Annotated in this window: 24 protein-coding genes and 1 other annotated feature; of the genes, 14 read left to right on the forward strand and 10 right to left on the reverse strand. The window is 50.8% G+C overall.

Going from position 1 to position 26,590, the window contains the following annotated elements; all coding sequences use genetic code 11:
- Positions 1-729: 729 nt before the first annotated feature.
- Positions 730-1,590, forward strand: a complete 861-nt coding sequence (locus HEQ50_RS00615; protein ID WP_168898524.1) for an AraC family transcriptional regulator — start codon at positions 730-732, stop codon at positions 1,588-1,590.
- Positions 1,591-1,722: 132 nt separating this feature from the next.
- A complete protein-coding gene (locus HEQ50_RS00620) occupies positions 1,723-3,348 on the forward strand; it encodes an ABC-F family ATP-binding cassette domain-containing protein (protein ID WP_168898525.1) in 1,626 nt (541 codons plus the stop codon).
- 127 nt (positions 3,349-3,475) lie between these two features.
- On the opposite strand, the gene HEQ50_RS00625 is transcribed toward HEQ50_RS00620, so the two are convergent.
- Both HEQ50_RS00625 and HEQ50_RS00630 read right to left on the reverse strand, forming a co-directional pair.
- Entirely contained in the window at positions 3,476-4,420 is a 945-nt protein-coding gene (locus HEQ50_RS00625) for a DMT family transporter (protein WP_168898526.1), read from the reverse strand.
- Positions 4,421-4,600: 180 nt separating this feature from the next.
- Positions 4,601-5,542, reverse strand: coding sequence for a nucleoside hydrolase (locus tag HEQ50_RS00630; protein ID WP_168898527.1), 942 nt, complete (start codon positions 5,540-5,542; stop codon positions 4,601-4,603).
- Positions 5,543-5,720: 178 nt separating this feature from the next.
- Between HEQ50_RS00630 and HEQ50_RS00635 the strand changes: the two genes are divergently transcribed.
- Positions 5,721-5,939, forward strand: a complete 219-nt coding sequence (locus HEQ50_RS00635) for a hypothetical protein (RefSeq protein ID WP_168898528.1) — start codon at positions 5,721-5,723, stop codon at positions 5,937-5,939.
- 175 nt (positions 5,940-6,114) lie between these two features.
- On the opposite strand, the gene HEQ50_RS00640 is transcribed toward HEQ50_RS00635, so the two are convergent.
- From HEQ50_RS00640 to HEQ50_RS00655, 4 genes are all read right to left on the reverse strand, one after another.
- Positions 6,115-7,836: an aryl-sulfate sulfotransferase gene (locus HEQ50_RS00640; protein ID WP_168898529.1), complete on the reverse strand. Its 1,722-nt coding sequence runs from the start codon at positions 7,834-7,836 to the stop codon at positions 6,115-6,117.
- A 386-nt stretch (positions 7,837-8,222) separates the two neighbouring features.
- Complete coding sequence (locus tag HEQ50_RS00645) at positions 8,223-8,498, reverse strand: helix-turn-helix transcriptional regulator (RefSeq protein WP_168898530.1); 276 nt, start codon at positions 8,496-8,498, stop codon at positions 8,223-8,225.
- A 70-nt stretch (positions 8,499-8,568) separates the two neighbouring features.
- Positions 8,569-8,844 (reverse strand): type II toxin-antitoxin system RelE/ParE family toxin, encoded by a 276-nt coding sequence (locus HEQ50_RS00650; protein ID WP_168898531.1) that lies wholly within the window; start codon positions 8,842-8,844, stop codon positions 8,569-8,571.
- 591 nt (positions 8,845-9,435) lie between these two features.
- Positions 9,436-11,151: an aryl-sulfate sulfotransferase gene (locus HEQ50_RS00655; RefSeq protein ID WP_168898532.1), complete on the reverse strand. Its 1,716-nt coding sequence runs from the start codon at positions 11,149-11,151 to the stop codon at positions 9,436-9,438.
- Positions 11,152-11,393: 242 nt separating this feature from the next.
- Between HEQ50_RS00655 and HEQ50_RS00660 the strand changes: the two genes are divergently transcribed.
- The 4 genes from HEQ50_RS00660 to HEQ50_RS00675 all read left to right on the forward strand — a co-directional run bounded on the left by HEQ50_RS00660 (position 11,394) and on the right by HEQ50_RS00675 (position 14,757).
- Positions 11,394-12,125, forward strand: a complete 732-nt coding sequence (locus tag HEQ50_RS00660) for a DUF975 family protein (protein ID WP_168898533.1) — start codon at positions 11,394-11,396, stop codon at positions 12,123-12,125.
- A gap of 405 nt (positions 12,126-12,530) precedes the next feature.
- On the forward strand, positions 12,531-12,905 hold the full coding sequence (locus HEQ50_RS00665) for a GntR family transcriptional regulator (RefSeq protein ID WP_168898534.1): 375 nt from the start codon (positions 12,531-12,533) through the stop codon (positions 12,903-12,905).
- Positions 12,902-13,795 (forward strand): ABC transporter ATP-binding protein, encoded by an 894-nt coding sequence (locus HEQ50_RS00670; RefSeq protein ID WP_168898535.1) that lies wholly within the window; start codon positions 12,902-12,904, stop codon positions 13,793-13,795. The genes HEQ50_RS00665 and HEQ50_RS00670 overlap by 4 nt, the downstream gene beginning before the upstream one ends.
- Positions 13,796-13,812: 17 nt before the next feature.
- On the forward strand, positions 13,813-14,757 hold the full coding sequence (locus HEQ50_RS00675) for an ABC transporter permease (RefSeq protein ID WP_168898536.1): 945 nt from the start codon (positions 13,813-13,815) through the stop codon (positions 14,755-14,757).
- 161 nt (positions 14,758-14,918) lie between these two features.
- Here HEQ50_RS00675 and HEQ50_RS00680 read toward each other — a convergent pair whose 3' ends face one another.
- From HEQ50_RS00680 to HEQ50_RS00690, 3 genes are read right to left on the reverse strand one after another with little or no spacing between them, the layout of a single operon-like run.
- Positions 14,919-15,269, reverse strand: a complete 351-nt coding sequence (locus HEQ50_RS00680) for a DUF2200 domain-containing protein (protein ID WP_168898537.1) — start codon at positions 15,267-15,269, stop codon at positions 14,919-14,921.
- 13 nt (positions 15,270-15,282) lie between these two features.
- Positions 15,283-16,761, reverse strand: coding sequence for a PH domain-containing protein (locus HEQ50_RS00685; protein ID WP_168898538.1), 1,479 nt, complete (start codon positions 16,759-16,761; stop codon positions 15,283-15,285).
- Entirely contained in the window at positions 16,748-17,224 is a 477-nt protein-coding gene (locus HEQ50_RS00690) for a PH domain-containing protein (protein WP_168898539.1), read from the reverse strand. Before HEQ50_RS00690 ends, HEQ50_RS00685 begins: the two co-directional genes overlap by 14 nt.
- A gap of 358 nt (positions 17,225-17,582) precedes the next feature.
- Between HEQ50_RS00690 and HEQ50_RS00695 the strand changes: the two genes are divergently transcribed.
- From HEQ50_RS00695 to HEQ50_RS00715, 5 genes are all read left to right on the forward strand, one after another.
- Positions 17,583-18,023 carry a nucleoside 2-deoxyribosyltransferase gene (locus tag HEQ50_RS00695; protein ID WP_168898540.1) on the forward strand — a complete coding sequence of 147 codons (441 nt, stop codon included), beginning with the start codon at positions 17,583-17,585 and terminating at the stop codon, positions 18,021-18,023.
- Between the two features lie 201 nt (positions 18,024-18,224).
- A complete protein-coding gene (locus tag HEQ50_RS00700) occupies positions 18,225-19,634 on the forward strand; it encodes a cytosine permease (RefSeq protein WP_168898541.1) in 1,410 nt (469 codons plus the stop codon).
- A gap of 381 nt (positions 19,635-20,015) precedes the next feature.
- On the forward strand, positions 20,016-20,258 hold the full coding sequence (locus HEQ50_RS00705; protein ID WP_168898542.1) for a hypothetical protein: 243 nt from the start codon (positions 20,016-20,018) through the stop codon (positions 20,256-20,258).
- 202 nt (positions 20,259-20,460) lie between these two features.
- Positions 20,461-21,948, forward strand: a complete 1,488-nt coding sequence (locus tag HEQ50_RS00710; RefSeq protein ID WP_168898543.1) for a helix-turn-helix domain-containing protein — start codon at positions 20,461-20,463, stop codon at positions 21,946-21,948.
- Between the two features lie 252 nt (positions 21,949-22,200).
- The gene (locus HEQ50_RS00715) at positions 22,201-22,611 is read left to right on the forward strand and encodes a MarR family winged helix-turn-helix transcriptional regulator (RefSeq protein WP_168898544.1); all 411 of its coding nucleotides are present in this window, start codon (positions 22,201-22,203) and stop codon (positions 22,609-22,611) included.
- A gap of 100 nt (positions 22,612-22,711) precedes the next feature.
- Here the strand turns inward: HEQ50_RS00715 and HEQ50_RS00720 are convergent, their stop codons facing one another.
- A complete protein-coding gene (locus HEQ50_RS00720) occupies positions 22,712-22,942 on the reverse strand; it encodes a hypothetical protein (protein WP_168898545.1) in 231 nt (76 codons plus the stop codon).
- A gap of 204 nt (positions 22,943-23,146) precedes the next feature.
- On the opposite strand from HEQ50_RS00720, the gene HEQ50_RS00725 reads away from it, so the two are divergent.
- Positions 23,147-24,517, forward strand: a complete 1,371-nt coding sequence (locus HEQ50_RS00725; protein WP_168898546.1) for an Nramp family divalent metal transporter — start codon at positions 23,147-23,149, stop codon at positions 24,515-24,517.
- Between the two features lie 46 nt (positions 24,518-24,563).
- Positions 24,564-24,761 (forward strand) — a binding site (T-box leader).
- Positions 24,762-24,817: 56 nt separating this feature from the next.
- Positions 24,818-26,077, forward strand: a complete 1,260-nt coding sequence (tyrS, locus tag HEQ50_RS00730) for a tyrosine--tRNA ligase (RefSeq protein WP_168898547.1) — start codon at positions 24,818-24,820, stop codon at positions 26,075-26,077.
- Positions 26,078-26,590 lie beyond the last annotated feature (513 nt).

The following is a 26,590-nucleotide window of genomic DNA, read 5'->3' on the forward strand; positions in this document are numbered from 1 at the left end:
ATTAAGGTAATTACTGGATGATAATCATTTATATATAAAGGATCTATAGTTAATAATCAAACGTCACATGACATCTATATCTACTAATTATCTATGCGTTGATGTAAATAAACTACTTCGCCTGAATTGTGGGTTAAAGGATGAAGGGTTTTACCGACGAGAAGAATCTGAGTGACACGAGTCTAATCCTCTAGGTATGGGTACGCATTAAAGATTCGAAAAAATCCAGAAAAAAACAGCCAGACAAAGTCTAGCTGTCCCCCCTAAAGCCTCCGATGGCCATGTTCTGTTCGTGATTCCGCGCAATAGTTGTGCTGGCTTCCCCCAAAGTTCAGCAACTGATGGGTCCACTCCCCCAAGCGACCGATCAGATTGTGCGGGCATCTGACGTGTCAGAATTTATCGGGTCATGGGTTCCAGCGGTATCCCCCGATAGCGCCGGACGCGATAACCCCGATAACTTTCCTGAGATTATCAGTGGTCGATGATAAGAATCATGCACGATTATGATGATGGTCCTTATCGGATGATACAAGTACATTGTAACGGGGATTGGGAGTTTCGATAATCCCATAATTTAAGAATTGCGTTACTTATTTTAACCACCTTGGTTGTTTACGTGGTATGCTGTTGATACAGACGGTTTCCTGAAATTGGTCTACTTGGGGGTACTGAGCGTGAATTCGTTTTCTTTAGTAGCTGATGTTTTACAGAAATGGGGGAACAAATATGCCACAGCCGTATCATGAACGTTTAAATTTTACGATGCAATTACCGCTACGTGTGATTAGTCACGGGACGGGTGGCCCTAAATTGGTATTGCCACACTGGCACCAAGCTGTCGAATTGGCCTACCCGTATTGTGGGCGTCCCGGTACTGTACATATTGGGAGCTCAACTTTTAACATGGCGGCGGGCCATATCTACGTGGTTAACTCAGAAGTGGTTCACAGTTACGAGACCTTTTTGGATGAAGATAATCAGATTATGACGTTATTATTGCCCTCGGCGTGGCTCCGAAATGTCGTGGATAACGAACAATTACCGATCTGGGGGCCGGTAGATCTCGATCTCCACGATGAGGCTTACCGGGGTATTGGACAGGCAGTGGGGATACTGGTCGACAATGCCATTCACGAGCGCACTGGGCAGGCGGACTATCTGGCGAGCCTGGGTGCCGAGTATCAATTGGTGGGTCAGATGTTAAAACAATTGAAAGTTAATGGACAGGTCGATAATGATCAATTACCTTTGCCGGAACCATTGCGTGAGGCCGTGGGCGAGATTCAGAAGAACTATGGTGAACCCATGTCGATTGCCGAGTTAGCAGGGAAGTTGAACTATTCCAGCGTTTACTTCTCGCGGTATTTCAAGGAGTACATGGGCATTTCACCCAAGGCCTACCTGGGCCAGATTCGCCTGGAACGGGCCACAGAGCTCCTGATGACCTCGGAGGATTCCATCCAGACAATCGCCACGAAGACGGGCTTTCGGACCGAGAAGAACTTCTTTGTGACGTTTAAACAGCATTTCTTGATGACGCCCAAGACGTATCGCGAACGTTACGCGGCCCAGCGTGCCTGGTCGTAGCGTAACCGTTGCTTGTGGTCGTTATTTATGTTAGACTAAGCCAACATGACACAACGAATATGCGTGGGAACCAACGCTGCCGTTAAATGACGCGTTGGTTTTTTATGCGAAAATCTAGGAGGTAGTCATTCCATGTTAACCGTCAATAATGTCAGTATGCAGTTCTCCGACCGGAAGCTCTACGACGAAGTCAATCTCAAGTTCACCCCGGGGAATTGCTATGGGGTCATTGGCGCTAACGGCGCTGGTAAATCAACGTTCCTCAAGATTATCGAAAACAAGCTCAAGCCAACGACCGGGACCGTCTCCATGGGTCCTAATGAACGGATGTCCAGCCTGAACCAAGATCACTTTGCCTTTGAGGACGAGTTGGTCTTGAACACGGTTATTCGGGGACACCAGAAGCTATACGACATCATGACCGAAAAGAACGCCATTTACATGAAAGCTGATTTTAGCGACGCCGATGGGATTCGTGCCGCAGAACTCGAAGGTGAATTTGGCGAAATGGGTGGTTGGGAAGCCGAGGCCGAAGCCAGCCAAATGCTTCAAGCCCTGGGTATCGACGAATCACTCCACCAGGTCAAAATGAGTGAACTGACGGAACCGCAAAAGGTGAAGGTCTTACTGGGCCAAGCCCTGTTCGGCCATCCCGATGTCTTACTGCTGGACGAACCGACCAACGGGTTGGATGTCCAATCCATTAGCTGGTTGGAAAACTTCCTAGCCGACTACGAAAACACCGTCATTGTGGTTTCCCATGACCGGCATTTCCTAAACCAGGTCTGCACCCACATGTGTGACGTGGATTTTGGTAAGATTACGCTGTTCGTCGGGAACTACGACTTCTGGATGGAATCGAGCGAATTGGCTGCCCAATTAAAGGCCAACGCCAACGCCAAGAAGGCCGACCAGATCAAGCAACTCCAAGAGTTCGTGGCGCGGTTCAGTGCCAACGCCTCCAAGTCTAAGCAAGCGACTTCGCGGAAGAAGCAATTGGAGAAGATCACGCTGGACGATATCAAACCTTCTTCACGGAAATACCCGTTCATCAAGTTCAATCCGGAACGGGAACTGGGCAATGACTTAGTGCGTGTGGAACACCTGTCCAAGACCATTGACGGTGTGACCATCTTAGACGACGTGAGCTTTACGTTACGGCCCGACGAGAAGACGGCGTTCATCAGTCGCAATGACCTGACGACCACGGTCTTGATGCAGATCATTGCCGGGGAAATGGCACCGGACAACGGGACCGTGACCTGGGGCCAAACGACCAGCACGACCTACCTGCCCAAGAACGTCAACGATTACTTTGCCAACAATGAGTTGACGGTGATCGACTGGCTCCGACAATTTGCGTCCAAAGAGGAAAGTGACAATACCTTCCTGCGCGGATTCCTGGGGAAGATGTTGTTCTCCGGTGATGATGTCAATCGTGAAGTCGACGTGATGTCCGGGGGCGAAAAGGTCCGGGCGATGCTCTCCAAGATGATGTTGAGCAAGGCCAACGTTCTGTTGTTGGACGATCCCACGAACCACTTGGATCTGGAATCCATCACGGCGTTGAACGACAGCCTGGTTGGGTTTAGCGGCAGTATTTTATTCACGTCGCATGACCACGAGTTCATCCAGACGATTGCCAACCGGATCATCGAGGTCAGTCCAAACGGGATTGTTGACCGCGCGGATACCACGTACGATGAATTCTTGAATCACGAACAGGTACAGGCCAAGGTGGCTGCGCTGTACGATTAAGATTTTAAGCTAAATTTCTTTGGGGGACGCCGATCTTGGGCGTCCTTTTTATTTACCGTCAAGAGTGAAAGCGAAAAGGGCAAGTCGCCCAAAAACTCGGACGCCTTGCCCCACCAATAGATTGTGTTTAAACCAGCCGAATCATCACTACCCCAACGATCAACACGAGGAGACCCAGCAACTGGACCGGAACCACGGGTTTACGTTGAGCGCCCAGAAGGCCAAACTGGTCGACTAGAAGGCCCCCGGTGATCTGCCCCAGCAGGGCGAAGACCACCGTCTGCCCGGTTCCAATAATCGGGGCCAGATAGGCGTTTCCCAGCACGAAGATGGCCCCGAGCATCCCACCGATCCACAGCCACCAAGGCTTGCCGTGGCCCGTGGCGCGTCGAATCTCGCGGAAGCTATGATTGACCGCCAGCACGATGACGAACAGACCGATGGTGCCGATGAGAAAGGAAATAAAGGCGGCGTGAACGGCCGAATGGAGCACCAGACCGAGCCGGCCGTTGATGGTGGTCTGCGTGGCCCCCAACGCCCCGGTGAAGACACCAATCAGACGCCAGACGAGGGGGCTGCCGGTCGTGGATTCGGTGGCCAGTTGCCGGTGCTCATGGCGGCGTAAAACTTCTGGGAGCGCCACCGTGATGAGAATGCCGGCTAACGCCAGAAGGAGGCCCAGTCCCTTAATCAGCGTTAGTGGTTGCCGATCGGCGTGAAACCAACCAAAATTATCGATGATGGACCCCATCACCACCTGTCCAAGGATAGGCATGATGGCGGTCTGCACGGCACCAATGTGGGGAAACAGCAGGATGTTAGCGGTTAAGAAGATGACCCCCAACAGACCGCCGATCCAGATCCACCACGGCTGAGCGGCGATGAGGCTGGGCGCGACCAGTAACGTGTGTTGGTCGATAAGGGTCATGACTGCTAGAAACAGCGTTCCAATCGTAAAGGACACGAATGACGCCTGATAGGGTGAGCCAATAAAGTGGCGTAACCGTGAATTGACGGCGGTTTGAAAGGATACAATAATCCCGATGACAATGCCAATGGTGATCGGAAGCATGAGTGATGACTCCTTTTGGTCGAATTTATGGAAACGGAATGATCGTTGGATAAAATGCCCAAGTGACGTGGCATCTCCGAATTTGTATTGCTGAAATCTGGACCAAGAGGCAGCCAGTTCCGCTTGTCAACCCTAACGTGCGTCAGCTGATCCCGCTCAGTCCCACCCTATCAGTATAACTTATTTGTCGGCTAAGATGGCGAGATCGTCCACGCGTTTGAAGAACCCATCATGATCGACGTGGGTGACCAGCGTGACGGGGCGACCATCCGGCGTCTCAAAGGTGCGGCCACGACCGGGACCACTGGTGAGCACGTCGCTAAGCACGTCCTTGGTGGTCACGATGGCCGGTGTTTCGCTCGCCACCGTGGTTAAGACGTCCCACAGGAAGTAAGTCGAGTTGGTCTCGAAGTGCTGTAAAGCCGGGACGAGCGCGTAGCCCTGACCGATGAAGTCCAGGGCCGGATGTTGTCGCAACGTGGCCCAGTGTTGGCGAATGGCTGGGGTTAAGGGGACTTGGCGGGTGCTCTCCAGGCCAACCATTTGGATCGGAATCGTGCTGTCCCAGACGGTCTTAACGGCGGCGGGGTCCCAGAAGGCGTTCCATTCGGTCGTCCCATCCTGTTCGGGTTCGGCGACATTACCGCGGCCATCAAAGGTCCCACCCATCCAATAGAGCCGGTCGATCTTAGCCGTGATGGTGGGATCAATGGCCAGTGCGCGGGCCAGGTCGGTTAGGGGGCCCGTCATCACCAGAGTGGTCTTTCCCGGCGTCTCCCGAAGTTTAGCGAGCAGGTCCAGATGAGCTGGCTGTGTCGCCACCGGGGTGGTTACGGTGCCGGCTTCATTTAGGATCGGCAGGGCGTCCAGACTGAAGGCATCGAGCCGCCATTCCTTGGGAAAGGGATGCACGCCGCGCGAGTCGGAAGCGGCCACCGCCAACTGAGCGCCGTGGCCGAAACGGTCGATAATCTTACGACTCGCTGCCAGCGCTGGTTCTAGGTAACAGTCGGCACCAATCACGCCTACCCCGGTGAGGTGAACGTCGGGCATCTGAAGCAGTAACAGCAGGGAAACCAAGTCGTCGACGCCGCCATCATGGTTAAAGTAAATATTCCGCATTTTATATTCTCCATTTCCGAACTTTATTTAATTTATCTAATGATATAGTTCATATAATACTGGAGAACCTTCTGGAATTCAAGTAAAGCTAACGCTGAAGTTTAGCCATCGTTAAGAAAACTATCGTATACTCCTCCTTATGCGATCGCAATTTAGTTTGAGAAAGGATGGAACTGTTATGAATCCAGGTCGTCAAAAGCCTAAACGGTGGTTAGCCTTAGTTGTTGCTGGCATCATACTTTTCGTGGGTGGCGGTGGAACGGGCTACATGTTGGGCCAGCAACAGGCCAAGTCAGCCCAGACCACGCAGATGAAAAAAGCCCCCGGTGGTCTGAAAAATCGGCCATCCGGCAAACCGAGTGGGCTACCGGACCAGAGTAGCTCAAGTAGTAATTAACGAACATTGTACGTGATTAGTTGAGACCGCAACTTGCGACGAGATTAGGAAGAAGCGCCTAACTTTCACGGTTGGACGAGGTTTGTTCGTGATCCATGCAATATAAACAAAGAACCAGCTTACCCGCGGTTACAGGTGAGCTGGTTCTTTGTTTCGTGATATCAGAAATTAACGGTTATTTTGTGGCCTGAATATCCTGTAAGCTTAAGTTAGCCGAGCCGGGGTACAGCGTCATCCGTTGGGCGCGGTAGCTCCAGTCGCCCGACTTGAAGCCGGTTCGGTCGACGTCAAAGACAATTTGCTTGGTCTTGCGGTTCACTTCGACAAACTCGCTGCGTTTGCCACTGTCCGCATAGCCAAAGCCAATCAGGGTGTTGCCCTTACCGACGGCGTAGCTGCTGCCGACGATGTTGGTGAAGTTTCGCTTACCCAACGTACGGCCGAAGCTCCAGGTCTTGGTGACCGTCTTCTTAAGTTGGTTGATGGATACAATCTCGCCGGCCGACCACTGCTTGGACTGGGGGGTCTTGCCCCGCGTGACGGGAACGTTGTTGTCGTAGAACTCCAGCTCAATCTTATTGCCGGTATTCTTCTGGGTGTTAATCAACATGACCGCGTGCTGTCCGCCGTTGTAGCGATAGTGCTTGGTCGTGGGTTTCAACAAGTATTTATGATAACGCTGTGGCAGCTTCTGCGGGGCCGCCAGAATCCATTTGAGCTTGGTCGTCTTGTAGTTGATGGCCAACATCATGTCCTGATTTCGCCCGGAAATGATCAGGTCACCGTTCTTGCGGTTGTAGTACATGGAGTTCTGGTGGAACCAGTCAATCTTGCCGTCGGAACGGTGCGTGCCATCATACTTTTCGTAGGCGGACTTGGGGAGAATTCGTTTGAGGTCGATAACCTTCTTGATCTTCCCGGAATTGCGGTCGATTTCGATCATGGTATCCTCGACGAACTTCTTACTCCCATCGTCCACGGTTAAGAGAAGGTTGTGGTTCGGTAGTTCGATGGCGTCGTGGTGAATGACGGTGTTGGTGGCTAATTTAGACGGATCGCTCTTCGAAGGGAAGAGGCCGTTCATATTGTATTGGCGATAGACGCGGCCGTAAAAGTCGGTCTCCTGTAAGGCGTTGGACTTCGAGTCGCTGGTTTTAATCTTGGTGTTGATCAGCAGGTGGTTGTTGGCGAGTTGCTTAAAGACGTGAGAAATTGGCTTGGTCGAGTACCAACGCACTTGCCCCCGCGCGTCCAGCCCATAGGTGTAGCCGAGACTGCTGACGGCAAAGGTCAGCCGGGTATTGCCGGCGCCCAGGGCCATCTGCTTGGGCTTACTGGTCTTCAGCGTATTCTTGCCGATAGCCTTGGGGGCCGCACCGGTCTTGAGCGTGTAAGTTGTCCGAGTGACGGTCCCGTTCTTACGGGTAAAGGTTAACGTCACACGGTTTGTGCGATCGGCATAGAGGCCCAAGACGCCCACGGCATGTTGGGTGCGGTAGCCTTTGAGGTGCTTGGTCAGGGTCGTGGCTGGCGTGTCGCCGTGAACGGTCAGGGTGACCTTGGTGGCGGCTTGCGTTTTCACCAGAATCAGGCCGGTCAGTGGCGAGGTCTTGTAGGGATTCACAATGACCTTGGCGTGGGTTGACCCGGGTTTGACCTGTTTGAGGTCGTGGCGATAAGTCTTGGTCAACTTGTTGGTTGCCGTGGTATTGGCGGTCGACAGAGCCGGGCGGATGTTTAACTTAATCTGATTGGTCGTCAGAATATCTTTCTTGGCGTAGTGCTGGTGGACCAGCAGGTAGCGGCGAATGTTGTGACGCTCGTGATAGGCCGCAGCGCCACCGACCACGATCAGAGCCAGCAACGCACTGATCGTGATTTTCCAAAACTTCTTCATAAGTATGTAACTCCCTTTTCCTTTAATTCCTATGGACGAACGATGCATACTTGTTCATTGTAGCAAGTCGCGTCGGTTGCGTGCAAGTTAATATTTTATGACAGAACTAGTTTATACATGATTCATATAGGCCTATGATGTGCTTTGCCGGTGATGAATTGGTTTAGGTTGTGAGGAGTGGGGCGCATCTTTTGTTTGTTGAGGTATCAGACTTAAGCCGAACTAGTTGCCCTTTCACGTTTTATAAAATTATATTTGAAGACGTAGAAAAGAGTCTGGGTGTAAGTGTTTATCCCAGACTCTCGGTGTTTTTGATAGTGTTTAACGGTTTAGAAAAAGACTAGAGGGCTTCTTCAAGGTCCGACTGATGATCCAAATAACGAGATTTATGAAAATTGAACAGTTATTTTTCGATGTGTTTTTTCTGCAATTTGGGCCAGCGCTTTGACGGTCAGTTCTTTACGACCATCTTCCATGGCCAAGACATCCGGTTCGGTCTGTCCAATTTTAGCGGCGAATTCTTTGACTGACAAGTTCATATCGGTACGTAATTGCCAAACAGCAAAGCCCAATTGTTGATTGAGCTTTGCCTGCTTATAGGCATTGGCAAATTCAGGGTCTTCCTGACTGCGCGTATGCAAATATTTTTCAACGTCATCCATGATTATCTCTCCTCGTATTATATATGGCGCGGATCTGCTTAGCACGTTTGATTTCTTTTTGGGGCGTTTTTTATTGTTTTTTAGTGAAGCCATGAGTGATGACATAATGTGAGCCTTCAACTCTAAAGTAAATGGCACGCTGAATGTTATTAGAAAATTTAGAGCGAATTTCGAATAAATTATTTTCAATTTTCTTGACTAATTGACGTTTTTCAGCTGATAGTAGACCGCGTTCTCTTATTTCATCAAGAATTGCTAGGAATTTAGTCGTATCTTTAGTTGGTAGACCGTCTAGAAATGCTATGAATTCGTCTTTATTGAAAAATTCAAACTGGATTTGTTCCATTTAAGATATGGTAACGCACGCATTACCATATGTCACCCCTTTTCACTCAAGCATCGTGACCAATCATTATTGAATAAATTCGATAATGATTGGTCACGTATTTTGAAACACAGTACTTTTGGTATCAGATTAGAGATTCGTGTTTGTAGAGACAATGTCATGATGAAAGTGAACTACAGCGGTTGCTTGCAAGTCGCCACTAGAATAGGGTCTGAGTGTCAGCTCTTGATCTGGAATAGTTATCGATCACCTCCAAAGGTTGAATTGAGCATAGCACAGATTAGTTTTTAAGAAGAGGAACATACGTTTCCTAGATGCCCAAATTTTTGTATTTGTTACTTGATTACAATTGAAAGTTACTTGCCGATTAAAAAAACACCGTCAGCACGCGGCTCTACGGTGGTTAATCGCTATTGTTTAAAAATGAGGCTGAGGACAAACGCAATCATGGCGCTAATAGTGTAATGCTGTGGAAAACTGCCGAAAATGGGCAACTGTTTTCGTCACACAAAAAACCCCCGCCAAAGCCAATGCTTCGGTAGGGGCCAACCGCCCCAATCAGGGCAGGATGTTCTTGATTAAGTCAGTGACCTAGCTAAGATCAAACGTGTAGTTGCTAGGGAATAACGGTTGCCGGTAGGCCCGGTACACGTAGCCCTTATCCGGAATGTTGTCGACGTGGAGGTTGAAGACTTGCTGATCGCCAGCCACTTCGATAATGTTGCTCCCGGTCCCCTTCTTGGCGTTCAGGTAACCGAAGTCAATCAGGTGGTTACCGTTGCTTAGACGCTGACTATTTCCGATACGGTCGGTGAAATTAGCCTTGCCCAAGCCCTTGCCGTACGCCCAGTTTTGCTTAATGGTCATGTGTTTTTCGTTGACCGTATATTGAACGGCCTGGGAATACTTGCCACTGGTTTGCTTATCTCCGTTCGTGACCGCGTAATTGTTGTCGTAGAGCAGGAGGTCCTTGGTATTGGCGTTGCCATCGTGATCACTCAGGAGGTAGGCCGCGTGTTGGCCCCCGGTAATGCTGGTGCCCTTGGCGGCTTGTAAGACGAATGGCCGGTACGCTTTCGGCCAGTCCTTGGTTTTCTTGCCGGAGAAGAGCCACTTGATATTGCCGGTCTTGTAATCCATCTTCATCACGAGATCTTGGTGCCGGCTAGATATGACCAAACTCTTATCGGACTTGTCATAGTAGAGGGCGTTGTTGTGCAGCCAATCGACTTTACCGTCAGACCGCGTGGAGGAGTCGTACTTCTTCCACATGTTCTTCGGCAGAATTCGCTTCATGTCGAGGACCTTAACAACCTTCCCCGTCTTGTGGGAAATCTCGACGATGGTGTCCTCGACGTATTTACTCCCGTCGGAAACGGTTGCCAGCAAGTTGTGATTTGGCAATTCGATGACGTCGTGGTGAATAACCGTTGTTTCTTGGTTATTTTCGGCCGTCGTAGTAGCCTTGACGTTTTCGGTACTCTTGGTCTTATTACTGATGTGATACTGCTGGTAAACGCGACCCAGATAATCGGTCTCAATCAGGTCGTTGTAGACCATGTGGGAATTATCCTTTTTGTTCATCAGAATAATGTGCCCATTGCTGAGCTGTTTATAGATGTGCTGAGCGTAGTTGTCGGAATACCACCGGACCGCGCCATCGGCATCGACGGCGAATGGCCGCTGGGTGGAACGAATCAGGAAGGTCATCTGGTTATTGCCCAGCTTCATTTTGGCCTTGTCATTTTTAGTGACGGTCAACTTCAGGTGAGCGAGGTTTTTAGCCAGTGACTTGGTCTGAATGTTAAGGGTTTTCGTGGTCACTTTCCCCGTTTTGGTGGTTAAACGAACCTTGACCGTGTTGTTATAAGCGGCGTACAGGCCGACAATGGGCAAGCTATGGGTCTTATGATAGCCACTGATGGTGTTGGTCACCGAAGTCTTGCTGGACTTGCCAACGACCGTGTAGCTGACCTTAACGGCGTCGTCCGTCTTGAACAGCGCGATGGCTGAGAGCGGCGAGGTGCCGTAAGGATTAAGCTGAACGTACATGTTATCGGCGGTATAGTTGCCGGAATTCAGCTTGGCCTTCAGACTGGCCGTGGTCTTAGCCTGTTGGTCTTTGAGCGTGGAAACGAGGCTACTCCCAATATTCCGCTTAATCTTGTCGGTCGACAGGATGGCCGAATCCTTTACGCGTTGCGGTTGCTTGGGCTGATCAGCCTTGGTGGACTGCGCACAGCCGGTTAATGCGAGGACGACGAAGGCTGCCCCAATCAGCCAACCAAAGCGTCTATGTTTTCTCAAAATGACACCACTTTCTCTAAGTATTGATACGATTGATAATAGATACCTAACGCAACCAATCGTACCTGTTTATTAATTATAGGATGCGTTTTCAATGGAATTATTAGAGAGTTGTGAAGATAATATGACTTTTAAGGCTTTTTTAAAGTTTCACCGTTCCACATGGCTCTAAAATGTCCGTACTGTTTATGGTACAATGAAACAATCATGGATAGTTAGGTTTACATAGAGGAGGATTTTTTGTGGATTCACAAGATCGTATTAATTTTAAATTAGGGGCCAAGCGGCAAGTCTTGGACAATATTGGATTTTACATCTTGCTATCGATTCTGTGGCTAGCACTCAACTGGATTGGCGGCATGGTTTACGAGCGGAGCATGAACGTCTTTACCCAGACGGTGACGAATAACGGCGGAACCTTTCTGTCGGGGGTCTTTTCGTTTGGCTGGTTGCTGATTATCGCCGGTCAAATGATGCGTGCGGGGACACGGTTAACGATGATCGACATTGATCGGGGCAATGCCGAATTAAACAATCCCATTCAGCGGAGCTTTAAGCTGTTCGACAACGGCCGTTACTTCTTGGGGTGGCTGTTTATTGGGATTTTAATTGGAATCTTTACGTTCCTGTGGAGCCTGTTATTGGTGGTGCCAGGGATCATCAAGGCTTATTCCTACTCCCAGGCCTTCTTCTTGTATCGGGATGCGGTCGACAAGGGTGAGGACCTTTCGGCGTTGCAAGCCATTACCAAGTCCCGGGAAATGATGAACGGCAACAAGGCCTTCCTGTTTATCATGGATTTGAGCTATATTGGCTGGTTCCTCCTGAGTTTCATTACGTTTGGGTTAGCCAGCTTGTTCGTGCAACCGTACTACGATATGGCACGGGCGAAGTTCTTCAACCAATTGGTTGTGCGTCACGACGATCCGCAGGCAGCGGTGGCCGGGGATGACGACGACACGCCACAGTCGTAATTTGGCTGAATGCCAATCGATAATCATTAAATCAAACATTAAGGCTAGTAGAGTGCTGACTTTACTGGCCTTTTTTCTACGCTAAGTTGACCGCAAGAAAGCAACCAGTCGCCTTGATTCACGTGCAAGCCAGCCTAAACATTATTGTGGATTAATGTTGCTATTTCAGCGATGCCACCGCACATTTAATGTTTTTCAACCGCCGGAATCTCTGGCAGCCGTAGGTGGTCGTTGATGAGTAGTTTAATGGCGGCAAGTCTTGCCGGCTGGGGATTGGATTGTGTTCGCAAGCTTTGAACGAGACGCTCATCAATCAATAAATTTTCACGTAAGGGGTTGTCTTTCTAACTGTACTAGGTATAATAGTACACACAGAACACGTAGCCATACCAAGGGGTGAAAAACATGCAAGTTAACGATCAGTCCAGCTTGCCGTACTACGAACAGCTGGTGTTACGCGTCAAACAGCAGATCGTCCAGGGCATCTTGCGACCGGGGGACCGGTTGCCGTCAGTCAGAGAAATGGCGCGGCAAGAGCAGCTTAACCCGAACACGGTCAGCAAGGCCTACAAGCAGTTGGAAGCCCAGCAAGTCATCACCACGGTCCACGGGAAGGGCACTTACGTCCGCGAGACAACCCCACCAGCCGGCGATTCAGCTCAGGTGATTGCCTCGAAGAAACAGCTCCTGACGTTACTCACGGAGATTCGGTACCTCGGCGTACCGCTGGACAAAGTTGTCGATTGGATCAGAGCGGCATATGAGGGGGTAGAGCAATGACACTACAAGTCACGGCATTAAGCAAACAAATCAGCGGACGACCAATCATTCAGGACATTAACTTTGAATGGGCGCCCGGCGAAATCATCGGGTTAGTCGGCCGAAACGGGGTAGGGAAGACCACGTTATTTCGGACGATGATGAATCACTATGTTCCAGAGGCGGGCCAGCTCACCATTGATGGTGAGGATGTGCAACAGACCCCGCAGTTACAACAGCAATTATTCTTTATTGATACGCAATACAACTTTCTCAGCACTTATCGCCTGTGGGAACTGCCACGGTTCTTCGGCACGGTGTACCCACAGTTTGATGAAAAGCGGTTCATGGCGCTGATTCAACGCTTCAAGTTGGATGCCAACAGCCAGTATCGCCGTTTGTCCAAGGGGATGCGGGCACTGGTCAATCTGATCTTGGCGCTGACGTCTAACGCCACCTACATCATCTTGGATGAACCCTTCGATGGGCTGGATGTGATTGTGCGAGAAAATATCGCCACGATGGTGATCGACGAGGTCGCCGATCAGCGGAAGGGCTTCCTGATTTCTTCACACGATCTCAATGAGCTCGATGGCTTGAGCGATCGCGTGCTCTTGTTGAAGAACAGTCAGTTGGTGCACGACTACAATCTGGAAGAGGTGCGGGCACGGGCCAAGAAGATTCAGTTGGTCTTAAACGACAAGGTGATTCCAGACGTGATTAAGCAGCAGGGCAAATTGATTCGTGTCTCCGGTCGGGTCCTAGTTGTGGTCATCACCGACTACACACCGGCCATTGACCAAGAATTAAAGGCGCTGCATCCGGTCCTGTTCGAAGAGCTACCGTTGACGCTGGAAGACCTGTTCCGGGCCAATTTAGCCCATGACACCGGTTATCAGATGATGAAGTAGGGGGGAGAACACGACACATGTTTAAACAAAGAATTGATCAATTAATTTGGCAACGACACCGGCGCATTTTGTTTGCGATCGCGGTGGTAACACTGCTTGGCGTGCTGATTATCTCGTTAACCGCCCTACACAGCGTGGTAACGAATAACGAGACCCATCAGTTGGTTGACGCCAATCTGATTAGGCAGTGGCGGCCCTACAACGGCGGGTACTTCTCGGCATACTCCATGTGGTTATTCCTGGCTGCCTGGTTGAGTGGGCTGGCCGTCATGCACTTGGATTTGCGGGATAATTTCAATCAGTTTCTGTTTAGCAGTGGGTATAGCCGCAAACGGGTGTACTGGTCTAAACTCAAGGTGACGTGGGCAGTTCTGTTACTGCTTGACGTCGTGGCAACGGCGATGGAATATTTGATCTACTGGATTGGCACGCCGCACGGCTACACGTGGACCATTGCTTGGCCGGGCATATTAACTTCGTGGGTGGTCGGCTTAAGCATGTCGATTGGCCTGTTTGCCATCAGCTGGTTTGCCGCGGTCATCGTGGGACAATCAGGGCCGTTAATTGCCACGGTCGCAGGCTTTACAATTTCTTTAGCAGGTTTTGCTGGAATTGGTGGTACTATCTTAACTAAGGAGCCGTTCTCGCTGACAAGCGATCAGGTGATGTGGCTGTCACTGATTGTTTGGCTGATTGCCTCAGTGATTTTATTCTTCTGGGGAGCGGCTCTGTATCAACATCTTTCACTGGAACACAATGGTGAGTACTTATTGTTCCCGCATTTACGGGTGCCGGTATACATTGTCTTTGTTCTCTACGTGACGTTATTGTTCAGCTGGTCTTCGGATGGTGTCTCGACAGTCGTTTCCTTCGTGCTGTCGGCGCTGTTCGGCTACGCTTGGCTATGGCGTCCGCGGTTGGGTGAAAAATGGCATCAATGGCGTGAACATAATCAAGGCTAGAGAGTAGGATTTAAAAAGGTGTCATAGCGGTGATTAGCGGCTTGGGGAAGTGCGCGGCACCAAGGGGAGCGTTGATCCGTTGGGGAATGGGTCGACGATAGAAAACGGGCAGTCTCAGCGATAAATGCTGGGGCTGCCCGATTTTTGTAGGACTGAAATGGTTAAGACCGCAGAATCTTCGCCAGCGGCTTACCCTTGGCTAATTCATCGATTAATTTATCGAGATAACGGAGGCGTTGCATGGTGGGATTGGCCACGTCCTCGACCCGTACGCCGCAGACGACGCCGGTAATCCGCTTGGCCTGTGGATTGAAGTTGGGGGCAGCGGTCATGAAGGTCGCGCAGTCAACCTGTTGGTCCAGTTGGCGGTGGAGCGTGGCGTGATCGTAGCCGGTTAGCCAGGTGATGATGGCCTCAACCTCGGCCTCAGTGCGGCCCTTCTTTGCGGCCTTTTGGACGTAGAGCGGGTAAACCTTGGCAAAGCTGATCTTGAAAACCCGTGGTTCGGTCATGGTCAGGACTCCCTTAAACGGTGTGGAGGTACCAGTCATAAATCCGCTGGGCCTGTTCCGCCCGCAGATAGCGTAACTCAATGCTTTGATTCTTATTGCCGTGACGGACGTTAACGATGAGGTGCATCAATTGCTTGCGTTTCATCCAGACCGATTGTTCTAATCGCATGGACTGAATCATTTCGGCGGGCAGGTAGTAGGTCTCCTTGGTCCAGACGTGGCCAGTCTGAAGCGCCAGCATCGTAGGCGTCATCAGATGACCACCCGTCTGCCGGGCCGCGAACAGGCCTTGGAAGTAGGCCAGCACGAGAACCAGGGCAAATAGCCACCACAGATGGGGCCAGAACCACGTCGCAATCGCTACCGGGACCAGGGCGACAAGTAAGGCGTTGCGCACCAGATACCACTTGCGCCGGTCGGCCACGTTGAGATCACCGAGATCCGGTGTGTGATCGGGTAGCCAGCCGAGAAAATCCGGGGCCACATCGTAGAGCTGGGCTTGGGGGACCGCCGGTAAAATGACCAGGTCGTCATCGTCGTCTTCCGAGGCGGCCTTGGAGGCCAGCAGGACCTGAACCGTTTGAATGTGTAGCCACTGGCGAAAGACATTTTGCTTGATACGAATGGCCTGAATCCGTCTGAGCGGTGCCGTAATCGTATTGCGCTGGAAGAACCCCTTGGCCGTCTTGAGCTGATCGCCCTGCAGCGTCACATCAAAGTGGTAGTAGCGCAGGTAGGTCCAGAGAAAGGCGCCGACCCACGCGATTAGAATCACGACGAGCGCACCGGCAACGAGGATAATCAGGGCCAGATGGGTGGCGTCACTGATCAGCGTGTCGGTCCAGCTACGGGGAATCTTGTTGTAGAGGGCTAAAAGAATCAACAATAAGGGGATAAATCCCGTCGAGGTTACCGCAAATTTAAACAGCGTTCGGTTGTTGATGCGGTAGTGGGCGGCGGCTGGAATTTCGACGGCCGGTTGTTCGGGACTTGCCGTTGTTTCCGTTGCGTCCGGATTTGGGGCCGCACGCACCGTCTCGGTTGTCGCCGTTTCGGTGGCTGGCGTCCCTTGGCGGTAATGGTCAATCTGATCCGCTAACGTCGTGGGTACCGCGGCAAGGCGGGCCTCGGGCTTATTATCATCGTGGCTCGCCGTCTCAATGGATACCTCCTCTAGCTTGAACGGCGCCAGGAAGAACCATTGCTTCCGTTGGACCGTTTGAATCCGCGCATAGGGGATGTGCTCGTGGTGGCGGACGAAGACCCCGGAGTTAATCTCAACGGCTTGGGGCGTGACGCGATAACTCAGCGTCGCCCAGCGAATAATCGGCCAGACGAGAATGGCGATGATGACCAGCACCCAGCCGAGTGCGAACCAGACGGGCTGCTTGTAGAGGGAAATGAGAAGAATCAATAAGTACCAGTAATCCTTGATGGAATGGGCGATGTGGAGCAGTAAGCCCAGTGGGTGCGTTCGTTTAGGCTTGGTCATGGCGGGCCTCCCGTGCGAGCCGCATGATCTGTTCGCGCAAGGCTTCGGCTTCGTCGAGTTCCAGTCCTTCGATACCGTGATTGGTGGAGGCCGTAGCGATGGACACCTTGGTGAGCTTCTGCCATTGCAGTAGTGGGCCGGCGTTTAACGTGACATTTTGGACCCGCGCAATGGGGATGGCGACGCGCTTTTTAAAGATCATGCCGGACTGCATTTCCACGGCCACCGCTGAGATTTGGTAGCGGGTGAACCGGTAGCGGTAGGGGATCAGCGCCACTTCACCGATGAATTCGAGGATGGTAAACGCGGCGAAGATGGTGACCAGCCAGAATGGCCAGTCCCAATACTTATAGGCCAGCCAGATGAGACCGGTAATGACCAGTAGCGCGATAAAACTCCCCACGGCACTGAGTCGCCAGATCAGCTTGATCCGCTGGGGCAAATGGTGATTTTCAGTTGACATAAATGCAAAAAACTCCTCTCCTGATGCATTAAGTGTAGCAAGTTGGTTGATGGCTGACAACTGGTGGTGAAAATAAGTTTGGCTAGAAATTTTTTATCGTTGAACTGACGGGCGGTTTACCGTTTGACTAGCCCATTTTTTTAAAAGTCGTGTTTGACGGATGGGACGCCGGCTCGTATAATACTTACAACAACCAAATAAGTCCTTTTAATTTAGTCCCGTGAGGCTAGAAAGGTACGGTAGAAGTCATTTGCGTGCGTCTAAACGTAAGTGTACCTAGCGGCCGGAATTCTAACGGGATTCGGTCGCTTTTTTCATGCCGATAAGGTTGAAATCGAATTGATGGAGGAATTTAGTTATGTCACAGATTTACGTTGCGAGTCCGTTTTTTAGCCCCGAACAGGTGGACCGAGTGAAACGGGTGGAGGCTGCCTTAGCGGCCAACCCAACGGTTACGGACTTCTACTCACCACGGCTCCATCAAGACGCGGCCAACGAACAGTTCACCAAGCCATGGGCCACGGAAATTTTCCACCGCGACATGGACCAGATTGCGGCGGCCGAGGTGATCGTCACGGTCATCGACTTTGAAGCCAAGAACCTTGACTCCGGGACGGCCTACGAATTGGGCGTCGCTACCATGAGTAACAAGCCGATCATCGCCTTGCAGGAAAAGGACGAAGCCGTTAACTTGATGGTCACGGAAAGCATGCACTGGTACACCAAGACTGCCGATGACCTGAAGACCTACGACTTTAAAACCCTGCCGGCAGGTGAATTTGTGGGAGAAATTCTCTAAACGGCAACTTTAGATTAGTTAACGACAGGACCTAACTGGGTCAAGTCGTTGAAGATCCTCAGCCGCGGGCGCAAACTTGATTTAAGCCCGTGGTTACATAGACCGTTGCACCAGCTAGTCGCGACGGTCAAAAACAGCATAACTGAATAAGAGAGACGTCACAACGGTTCGCAGCATTCGACAAGAGAAAGGTGAGGACGTATGGCACAAGAGATGAAAGCAACGTCAACGAAGACAACAAAGGAACCGAAGGCATTTGGCCGTGTGGAGTCGATTCCAAGCGAGCACCGGCGTATGTCGAATTGGGATTTATTTGCCACGTGGATTGGCGCGAACGCCAACAACGGGACTTGGTATATCGGTGGGGTGATTGCCGCCTGTGGATTTCTGACGGCGTCGACAACCCTCGTGGTGGTCGGACTGGTCTCTTACGCCTTGCTGGCGGTTGCCAGTTACATGGGATATCGTACCGGGCTACCGGCCATGGCACTGACCCGGGCGTCATTTGGTCTGCGGGGGAGCTTCATCCCCTCGGTCATCAATGTGATTCAATTCATCGGTTGGGCGGCCGTCAATACCTTCATTGCGGCGACGTCCATCAGCTACATCTTCGGGGAGCTCTTCGGTTGGCCGCTCTACGGCAAGCCCGGTGGGACCTTCGGCTTGATTGTCGGTATTATCATCATGAGCATCCTGCATTTATTGAGCATTTCATTGGGCGAACGGTCCGTACGGCTGATCGAACGGATTGGGATTATCCTGGTCGTGGTCTTCGTGCTGTGGGAATCCGTGGTGGTCTTCCAGACGGTTTCTTTCAGTGACATTGTGGGCTGGCAACCGCCACACAACCTGAAGATGTCCTCCGGGGTTGCGGCCGATACGTTGGCTGCGTTCAACCTGGCGTGGGTCACGGCGGCGTCGGATTTCAGTCGGTTCACGAACAAGAAGTCTGCGGCGACGAAGGCCAGTTTCCTGGGCGCCAACTTCGGCTTGTTCTGGTTCGCCTTCATCGGTCTGTTTGCCACGATTGGGACGGCGGTCTCACTGAACCATTTCGACCCGAATAACTCCGACCCTAGTACGGTTGCGGCCAAATTAGGGCTGGGTATCATCGCCCTGTTGGTCATCGTACTGACCAGTACCACGGCTAACGCGGTAAACCTGATGTCGGCCGGTTCGGCGCTGACCAACATGACCCACCGGCTGTCGCTGAATGTTAGCCTGTGGATCGTCACGTTGGCAGCCACGGCGGTGACGTTCATCCCGGTTTATCTGGCCAGTTTCCTGGACGTCTTCGAGACCTTCCTGGATGGCATCGGCATGTTCCTGGGACCGGAGATTGCCATCTTCTTGGTGGATTACTTCATCCTGAAGGGTAAACGGTACCGGTTGAGCGAATTCACCAAGGTTCACGGTGCCTACTGGTACGCCCACGGGGTTAACTGGGTGGCCGTGGCTAGCTGGGGTCTCGGCGTTGTCGCCTACTGGGGGTTGAAGCAGGTGCCGCTGATTGCGACCACCATCGGTGCAACCTTCATTGCCATGGCGATTACCGCACTCATCTATCTTGTGGGGATGCGGGTAACGCGGCCCCAAGCAGCCAAGGCTTAAGGTGACCGGGTGCATTGGCGAATGCGGCATTAGACACGTTAAACAAGAAACCACTTAATATAGAAGAAACTGACACGATTAGTCATTGCAGGTATTGCGGACTGGTCGTGTTTTTTTGTGGGGGCGAATGGTCTGACTCAGGCTTTGGCGAACGGCAAGCCGGCCAGTTTCAGTCCCTACCCACTCCAGTTAAGGTAGTTGATGCCCGTCACTTAACGAAGGAAGCGGTTTGATTTAAATTCATCCGCCAACGCCCGTATGCTCAAGGTGAACGAGTGAAGTCAGCCCTACCACAATAAAATTTTGCGAGCAGTGAAGCGCGGGCCCAATCCGGGAACGTGTTAAAATAAAGATGGAAATCAGTACAGGAGGGTGATCGGAATGATGCAAAAAATGCCAATTTTACCATTAGTGGACCGGTTGGTGGCTGGTAAGCAGGTAACGTTAACCACGAGTGATGGGCAAAACGTCCGCATTCAACCGGAAGTCGTGGCGGGACAGTTGACCGGCAACTATGTCAGCAGCGCGTTGCCGGGAATTCGGTATGATGATCCCCGGATTATTTTGAAGGAAACGCTGACCGAATTTGATACACAAAACGTGACGATTTCGAGTATCGATTAGCGGTGCAGGGTGATCGGTGGTCCCAACGGATAGCCTGCAATGGAAAAAGAAGGCCGCAGGTGGCCGTTGTGATGCGTTTAATGAGGACAAACCAAGCCGTCAGCGGTTTTGAAGTATGAAATATAATAATGGTGGAAAGACTCCCTAGCCGCGTTGTGTGGGGAGGCTTTCGTTTATACCAAGCGAATGAGAAGTGAGAGAATTGAAAATTGATTTTGCGATGTTAACGGAGCGCGAGACGTTAAAGATTCAGCTGTTGACCTTTATTAATGATAAGCGGCGGCACTTCAGTCTGACCGAGTTTGCCGAGATGACCGATGTGAGCTATTCACGGGCCTACCACGTACTCCTAAACTTGCGGTCGGACCTGCTGATACTGGATCGGCAGACGACGCTGACAAAGGATGACCTGGTGACACGCGTGACGATGGATACGTATCGCCACTGGCTGTATCAACAGAGCATTCCATATCAAGCCATGGTGGCCACGCTCAAACAGAGTTACCAACAGACGAGCGCGTTTTGTGCCGACTTGGGTATCAGCACGTCAACGTTTAATCGGCGCATGAAGGCCATGAAGGAGCAGCTGGCACAATACGATCTGCAGTTGATGGCGAATCCCTTGCAAATTACGGGCAACGAGGTGTTGATTCAGCTGTTATACTTCATGTTATTCAGTACGACGTTGACGCCGGTCGCGGATTTACCACGACTGTCCCCCAAAATGCAGCGATTCCACGATCAGGTGATGGCGACCTATGCCAATTCCACCGTCTATCAGGAGTCAGCAAGCCTCACGCAACGCAAGGATTTGCTGGTCACCTTGGCCTTGTTACGGTTTGATCAGGGCTACCGGTACACGGCGCTTCGCTTTCCGTTGGCCCATTTGACGGATTTACGTGGTTTGGCCGCAACACTGCAGGAGCAGGTGGGCAATACGCCGCAGGAAGCGTTAACCGAGTTGGCAACCTTGGATTATCTGTTGACCAGTTCGCCGTACTTTGTGCGGGCACTGCAGCCCCAAGCGATGCAGCGCCTGTATCTAGGCCTTAAGCAGCGTCTGGGTAATTATGAGCTGGCCCCGGGCGTGCGGGAATTAGCGGACTACGCGACGGGACGTGATTGGTTTGCCAACTGGTTGTTTGCGCTCTGTCAATTCATGTTGCTGTTCCGCGTTGACCCGCTCTTACGGCCGGAAATCACGGCCCTCTATCAGCCCACGGCGTCGTCCATTGCTGCGGCGACCGCGCTGGCGAAGAGCATGGGCCAGCTGTACCCCGGTCAGGTAGCCGCGGCAGATATTCGGTTGGTGCAGAAACACTTGAGCAAATACACCAACGGGCTGACCCTGACGGCGGCCAAGGTCGAAATTTTGGTGACCTATGACATGATTGGGGTGACCACGGATATCTTTAACCGCCTATTGAGTGGGATTGTTCATCTGAGTTTGTTGACCGATCAGACCGTGATCGACCCGAGCAAGCGGGCCAATTATCTGATTATTTATGGTGTCGATCCGCTGGCGGCCGGGTTTGCTGATCAGCATCACGTCGAGGCCTTTCACTGGGTCAAAGAATTGGCCTACGGTGAGAACCTGGACCGGTTAATTCGTGTCTTGCGGCATCACGAGTTGTCACTATTTGCCTTAGACTTCAACAACCGCAAGCAGTCACTCGGTGAAGTTAAATAGGTCTGTTGTGAGCTGCGTGAGCCGAAGCCTGGTTAGTAGTTTCCAGCGGGACTGGTGATGCTTTAACCGTGGCTAAGCAGTGACACCAAGAGTCTGGAGAGCTTAGTCCGGACTCTTTTTTTCTGTTCATGAGGATGATTTGGGGTCAAAATAGAATATATGGCGGACTAATTATGCAACAGGATTGTTTTGTCATAGACTGTTAATGGTATAATGAAAACGGATACATTTTATAGAAAGGGGAGTTGGAAAATGGTGGAGTATGAACAATTGAAGACGCTGACCAGAATCTATGGGTTAGTCACGCAGTGCTACAATCAACCACTCGCGGAGTTGAGTCTGAACTTACCCCAGTGCCAGTTGTTGACCTACGTCGCTAATGAGAAGTTGACGGTGGCTCAGGCCGCGAAGAAGTTAGGTTTTTCAGCGACCCGGACGTCGAATCTCGTCGTGGATCTGTGTAAACGGGGCTACCTCAGTCAACGGGTAGCCGCAACGGATCGGCGGCGACGATACCTTACGTTGACGGTGCTGGGCCAAAAGAAACTAGACCTTATTCAGGAGAAGTTACCGGCTACGTTGGCCATGACCTTAAAGCAACTGCGTGAAGATGGTCAGGCGGCCGCAAAGTCTGTGCCTTTGGCAGATGCGGGGCAGTGCTGACTCGTGGAGTGGCCAGCAATCCCCTTATGCAAATGAAAAAGAAGCCTGAACGACCAACAGTGGATTGGTCGTTTAGGCTTCTTTAGTTAGAGAACTACGGTTAATGGTCTTTGATTTGGGATTTTACCTGGCGTACGGCGTGGCGATAGGACCAGAAGTCCGCGGCTAAGCCACTGAGAATAACGATGATTAGGCCGAGGGTCCCTAAAGTTCCCAGACCAATCGCAGCGGTCGTGAAGTGCCACTTGACCAGGGTCATCAGAGCAGCAATTGTGAGGATCGCAATGAATAGGGGGGCAAGTAATTCAACAAACATTTTTGTATGGGCCAAGGGGGTCACCACTTTCTGTAAAAATAAATATAAAAAATATTATGATGCAAACGGCTTGAAAACACAAGAGAATTTTGCATTTTTGGGATTATTAATTTAATGGGTAATATAAATTTAAAGTTAGGGAACTTTAAAAAATCCTTTACAAATTGCGCTGCGTCCGTATAATTGGATGATAGCAAAGAGATAAGGGAGCTGAAAAACATGACAGACAACGTTTCAACGAAGCCGAAGAATTTGACCGGTTACGCGAACGGACCGTCATTGGAAGAAGTGAATGGGACCGTCAAGATCCCCAAGGATAAGGGCTTTTTTAAGAGCTTAATGGCCTTTTCAGGACCGGGGGCATTAGTCGCCGTGGGGTACATGGATCCGGGAAACTGGGTTACCTCGATTGGTGGGGGCGCGAAGTACGGCTACCTGCTGATGTCCGTCATCTTGATGTCGAGTTTAATCGCGATGTTACTGCAATACATGGCGGCTAAACTGGGCATTGTGACACAGATGGATTTGGCTCAAGCCACCCGGGCACATACGAGTAAACGTATTGGGGCCGTCCTGTGGGTCGTGACCGAATTGGCGATTATGGCGACCGACATTGCCGAAGTTATTGGTGGGGCGATCGCCCTGCAATTGTTGTTCGGAGTGCCACTGGTGTTAGGAGTTTCCCTGACGGTATTTGACGTCTTATTACTATTATTATTAACGAAATTAGGCTTCCGAAAGATTGAAGCCATCGTGATCTGCTTGATTACGGTGATCTTGGTGGTCTTTGCCTATGAAGTGATCATTGCGCAACCAAACATGGGCGCCGCAATGGCGAACTTCATTCCGCGGACGGAGATCGTACATTCCGGGCAGTTGACCATGGCGCTGGGGATTGTGGGGGCGACGGTTATGCCACATAACCTCTACCTTCACTCATCCATCTCGCAAACGCGGAAGTTCAACCGGGATGATCCGGCCGAAATGCGTCGTGCAGTGAAGTTCACAACCTGGGATTCCAACATTCAGTTGTTTGGCGCGTTTGTGATTAACTGCTTGCTGTTACTGCTGGGGGCCGCGATGTTCTTCGGTAAGGGGACCGATCAGTTAGGCACGTTTGGAAATCTGTACGCCGCGTTGCAAGATAACCAATTGGCCGGTGCGGTGGCTTCACCGTTACTGTCAACGCTGTTTGCGGTCGCACTGCTGGCTTCCGGTCAGAACTCGACCATTACGGGAACGTTGACGGGGCAGGTTATTATGGAAGGGTTCATCAATTTAAAGATCCCGCTGTGGGTGCGTCGGCTCGTGACGCGGCTGATCTCAGTGGTTCCCGTGATTATTTGTACGATTATCTATGGCGGTAACGAAGCGGCACTGGACAGTCTCTTGGTTAATTCACAGGTGTTCCTGTCGATTGCCCTGCCGTTTTCGATGATCCCCCTGACAATGTTTACCTCCTCCAAGAAGATCATGGGCGCGGAGTACGTCAACAAACGCTGGATCACCGTGATGGCGTGGACGTGTACGATTGTCTTGACGGTGTTAAATATTCAAATCGTGATGGAGAGCGTGAAGAGCCTCTTTTAACCACTTGGTGTATTGACATTTGCCCGGACTCCCGGTATCATCGACATCATAAGCGATGAATCAGTCCAGTAGTGGGTGCGGCTCCGGTCAAGAAATCTGACGGCGCTGAGAGTTGGAACGTCCGTAACCATGAATTACGCTGAGGAGCGGCCGACTAGTCGGCGGGTCATTCCGTTAACGATGACGAGCGGTTGTCAATGGACAACAACTTGGGTGGTAACGCGGATTTCAATTCGTCCCTGATGGCATAGTGCCATTGGGGACTTTTTTATTGAGAGAATTACACTAGGAGGAACGGAAATGTCAATTATTGATGAGTTAAAATGGCGTGGCGCGATTAACCAGCAGACCGATGAAGCCGGTTTGGGCGAATTGGTTAAGGATAAGGCCGTGGGGTTGTACGTAGGGATTGACCCAACGGGAGACTCTATGCACATCGGTCACTTGATTCCCTTTATGATCCTGAAACGCTTCCAGTTAGCCGGTCATCGACCATACATCATCATCGGTGGCGCGACGGGGTCCATCGGTGATCCATCGGGGAAGAAATCCGAACGGGTCCTGCAAACCATGGACCAAGTTCGTCATAACCAGGACTGCCTGACCAAGCAGATGGAACACCTCTTCGGTCAAGATGGGACCTTTAAGATTGTGAACAACTACGACTGGTTGTCCAAGATTTCACTGTTGGACTTCTTGCGTGACTACGGGAAGCTATTTAACGTCAACAACATGTTGAACAAGGAAGTGGTGGCTTCACGGCTGGAAGTTGGGATTTCCTACACGGAATTCACGTACCAGATTCTCCAATCCATTGACTTCTTGCACTTGTTCCAAGCCGAAGACGTCCAACTCCAAATCGGGGGAGCCGATCAATGGGGGAATATTACGGCCGGTATTGACTTGATCCACAAGTTGAAGGGCTCCGATGCCAAAGCCTATGGGTTGACCATTCCGTTATTATTGAAGGAGGATGGCACGAAGTTTGGGAAGTCCGAAGGTGGCAACGTTTGGTTGGACCCAGAGAAGACCTCACCTTACGAATTCTACCAATTCTGGATTAACACGAACGATAAGGATGTCATCAAGTTATTGAAGTACTTCACGTTTTTAGACCAAGACCAGATCAAGGAATTGGAAACGGCCGTGGCAACGCATCCAGAGAAGCGGGAAGCCCAGCGTCGTTTGGCCGAAGAAGTGACGGAATTCGTGCACGGTCATGACGCCGTCGTCGAAGCCCAACACATTACTAAGGCGTTGTTTTCCGGGGATGTGGCTGACTTGACGGCTAGCGAAATCGAACAAGGCTTCAAGAAGATGCCTTCCGTGACGGTTAACGCTGACAAGAAGAACTTGGTTGAATGGTTAGTCGACGACACCAAAATTGAATCGTCACGGCGTCAGGCTCGCGAAGATTTAACCAACGGGGCTATTCGGATTAATGGTGAGAAGGTTACGGATACGCAGGCCGAAGTTGACCCTAGCAGCGCATTTGATGGTAAATTTGTTATTGTGCGTCGGGGGAAGAAACGGTATTTCTTAGTCCGGATCGCGAAGTAAATCAAAATTTTTAGAGTGCGCAGTGGGTGCTTTTGACCACTGCGCTTTTTTATGCCAAAACAAACCCGAACGGAGCTGACTTTAAAAATAAGAAACACACGGCCGTCAGTTAACAATTTGTATGCTTTCAACTATAAGTTATGCCTTTGAAAAAAGATTCACTTATTTTCAGTTTTTAGTTGACGCCAAGGGCTTTTACTTGGTATAGTTATATACGTTGTCAAGGCGAATCAGTAACTAGACCAATTCATAGAGATTGAAATTAGTTATTGACGAGTTGTTGATAACGTGATATTCTATATAAGTTGTCGCGTTTATCGTGGCAATCGACGAGAAACGTTGTTAAATCAAACTTCTTGTTGACATCACATCAGCAACATGATATGATAATTAAGCTGATTACTTCGGTAATCGCTTAGGTAGACCTTTGAAAACTGAACATTGTTTCGACAAACCAAATATGTGTAGGGCGGTTTGAATTTATTCAAACCCAAACAATATTTGCGAAGTCAA

It is taken from the genome of Lactobacillus sp. HBUAS51381 (assembly GCF_012641095.1).
Classification (GTDB): Bacteria; Bacillota; Bacilli; order Lactobacillales; family Lactobacillaceae; genus Levilactobacillus.

Coding starts and splice junctions, on each gene's coding strand:
- HEQ50_RS00615 (WP_168898524.1), top strand. CDS start 730: ATGCCACAGCCGTATCATGAACGTTTAAATTTTACGATGCAATTACCG.
- HEQ50_RS00650 (WP_168898531.1), bottom strand. CDS start 8,844: ATGGAACAAATCCAGTTTGAATTTTTCAATAAAGACGAATTCATAGCA.
- HEQ50_RS00685 (WP_168898538.1), bottom strand. CDS start 16,761: ATGACCAAGCCTAAACGAACGCACCCACTGGGCTTACTGCTCCACATC.
- HEQ50_RS00695 (WP_168898540.1), top strand. CDS start 17,583: ATGTCACAGATTTACGTTGCGAGTCCGTTTTTTAGCCCCGAACAGGTG.
- HEQ50_RS00670 (WP_168898535.1), top strand. CDS start 12,902: ATGACACTACAAGTCACGGCATTAAGCAAACAAATCAGCGGACGACCA.
- HEQ50_RS00625 (WP_168898526.1), bottom strand. CDS start 4,420: ATGCTTCCGATCACCATTGGCATTGTCATCGGGATTATTGTATCCTTT.
- HEQ50_RS00665 (WP_168898534.1), top strand. CDS start 12,531: ATGCAAGTTAACGATCAGTCCAGCTTGCCGTACTACGAACAGCTGGTG.
- HEQ50_RS00675 (WP_168898536.1), top strand. CDS start 13,813: ATGTTTAAACAAAGAATTGATCAATTAATTTGGCAACGACACCGGCGC.
- HEQ50_RS00705 (WP_168898542.1), top strand. CDS start 20,016: ATGATGCAAAAAATGCCAATTTTACCATTAGTGGACCGGTTGGTGGCT.
- tyrS (WP_168898547.1), top strand. CDS start 24,818: ATGTCAATTATTGATGAGTTAAAATGGCGTGGCGCGATTAACCAGCAG.
- HEQ50_RS00680 (WP_168898537.1), bottom strand. CDS start 15,269: ATGACCGAACCACGGGTTTTCAAGATCAGCTTTGCCAAGGTTTACCCG.
- HEQ50_RS00640 (WP_168898529.1), bottom strand. CDS start 7,836: ATGAAGAAGTTTTGGAAAATCACGATCAGTGCGTTGCTGGCTCTGATC.
- HEQ50_RS00620 (WP_168898525.1), top strand. CDS start 1,723: ATGTTAACCGTCAATAATGTCAGTATGCAGTTCTCCGACCGGAAGCTC.
- HEQ50_RS00725 (WP_168898546.1), top strand. CDS start 23,147: ATGACAGACAACGTTTCAACGAAGCCGAAGAATTTGACCGGTTACGCG.
- HEQ50_RS00690 (WP_168898539.1), bottom strand. CDS start 17,224: ATGTCAACTGAAAATCACCATTTGCCCCAGCGGATCAAGCTGATCTGG.
- HEQ50_RS00635 (WP_168898528.1), top strand. CDS start 5,721: ATGAATCCAGGTCGTCAAAAGCCTAAACGGTGGTTAGCCTTAGTTGTT.
- HEQ50_RS00700 (WP_168898541.1), top strand. CDS start 18,225: ATGGCACAAGAGATGAAAGCAACGTCAACGAAGACAACAAAGGAACCG.
- HEQ50_RS00715 (WP_168898544.1), top strand. CDS start 22,201: ATGGTGGAGTATGAACAATTGAAGACGCTGACCAGAATCTATGGGTTA.
- HEQ50_RS00630 (WP_168898527.1), bottom strand. CDS start 5,542: ATGCGGAATATTTACTTTAACCATGATGGCGGCGTCGACGACTTGGTT.
- HEQ50_RS00645 (WP_168898530.1), bottom strand. CDS start 8,498: ATGGATGACGTTGAAAAATATTTGCATACGCGCAGTCAGGAAGACCCT.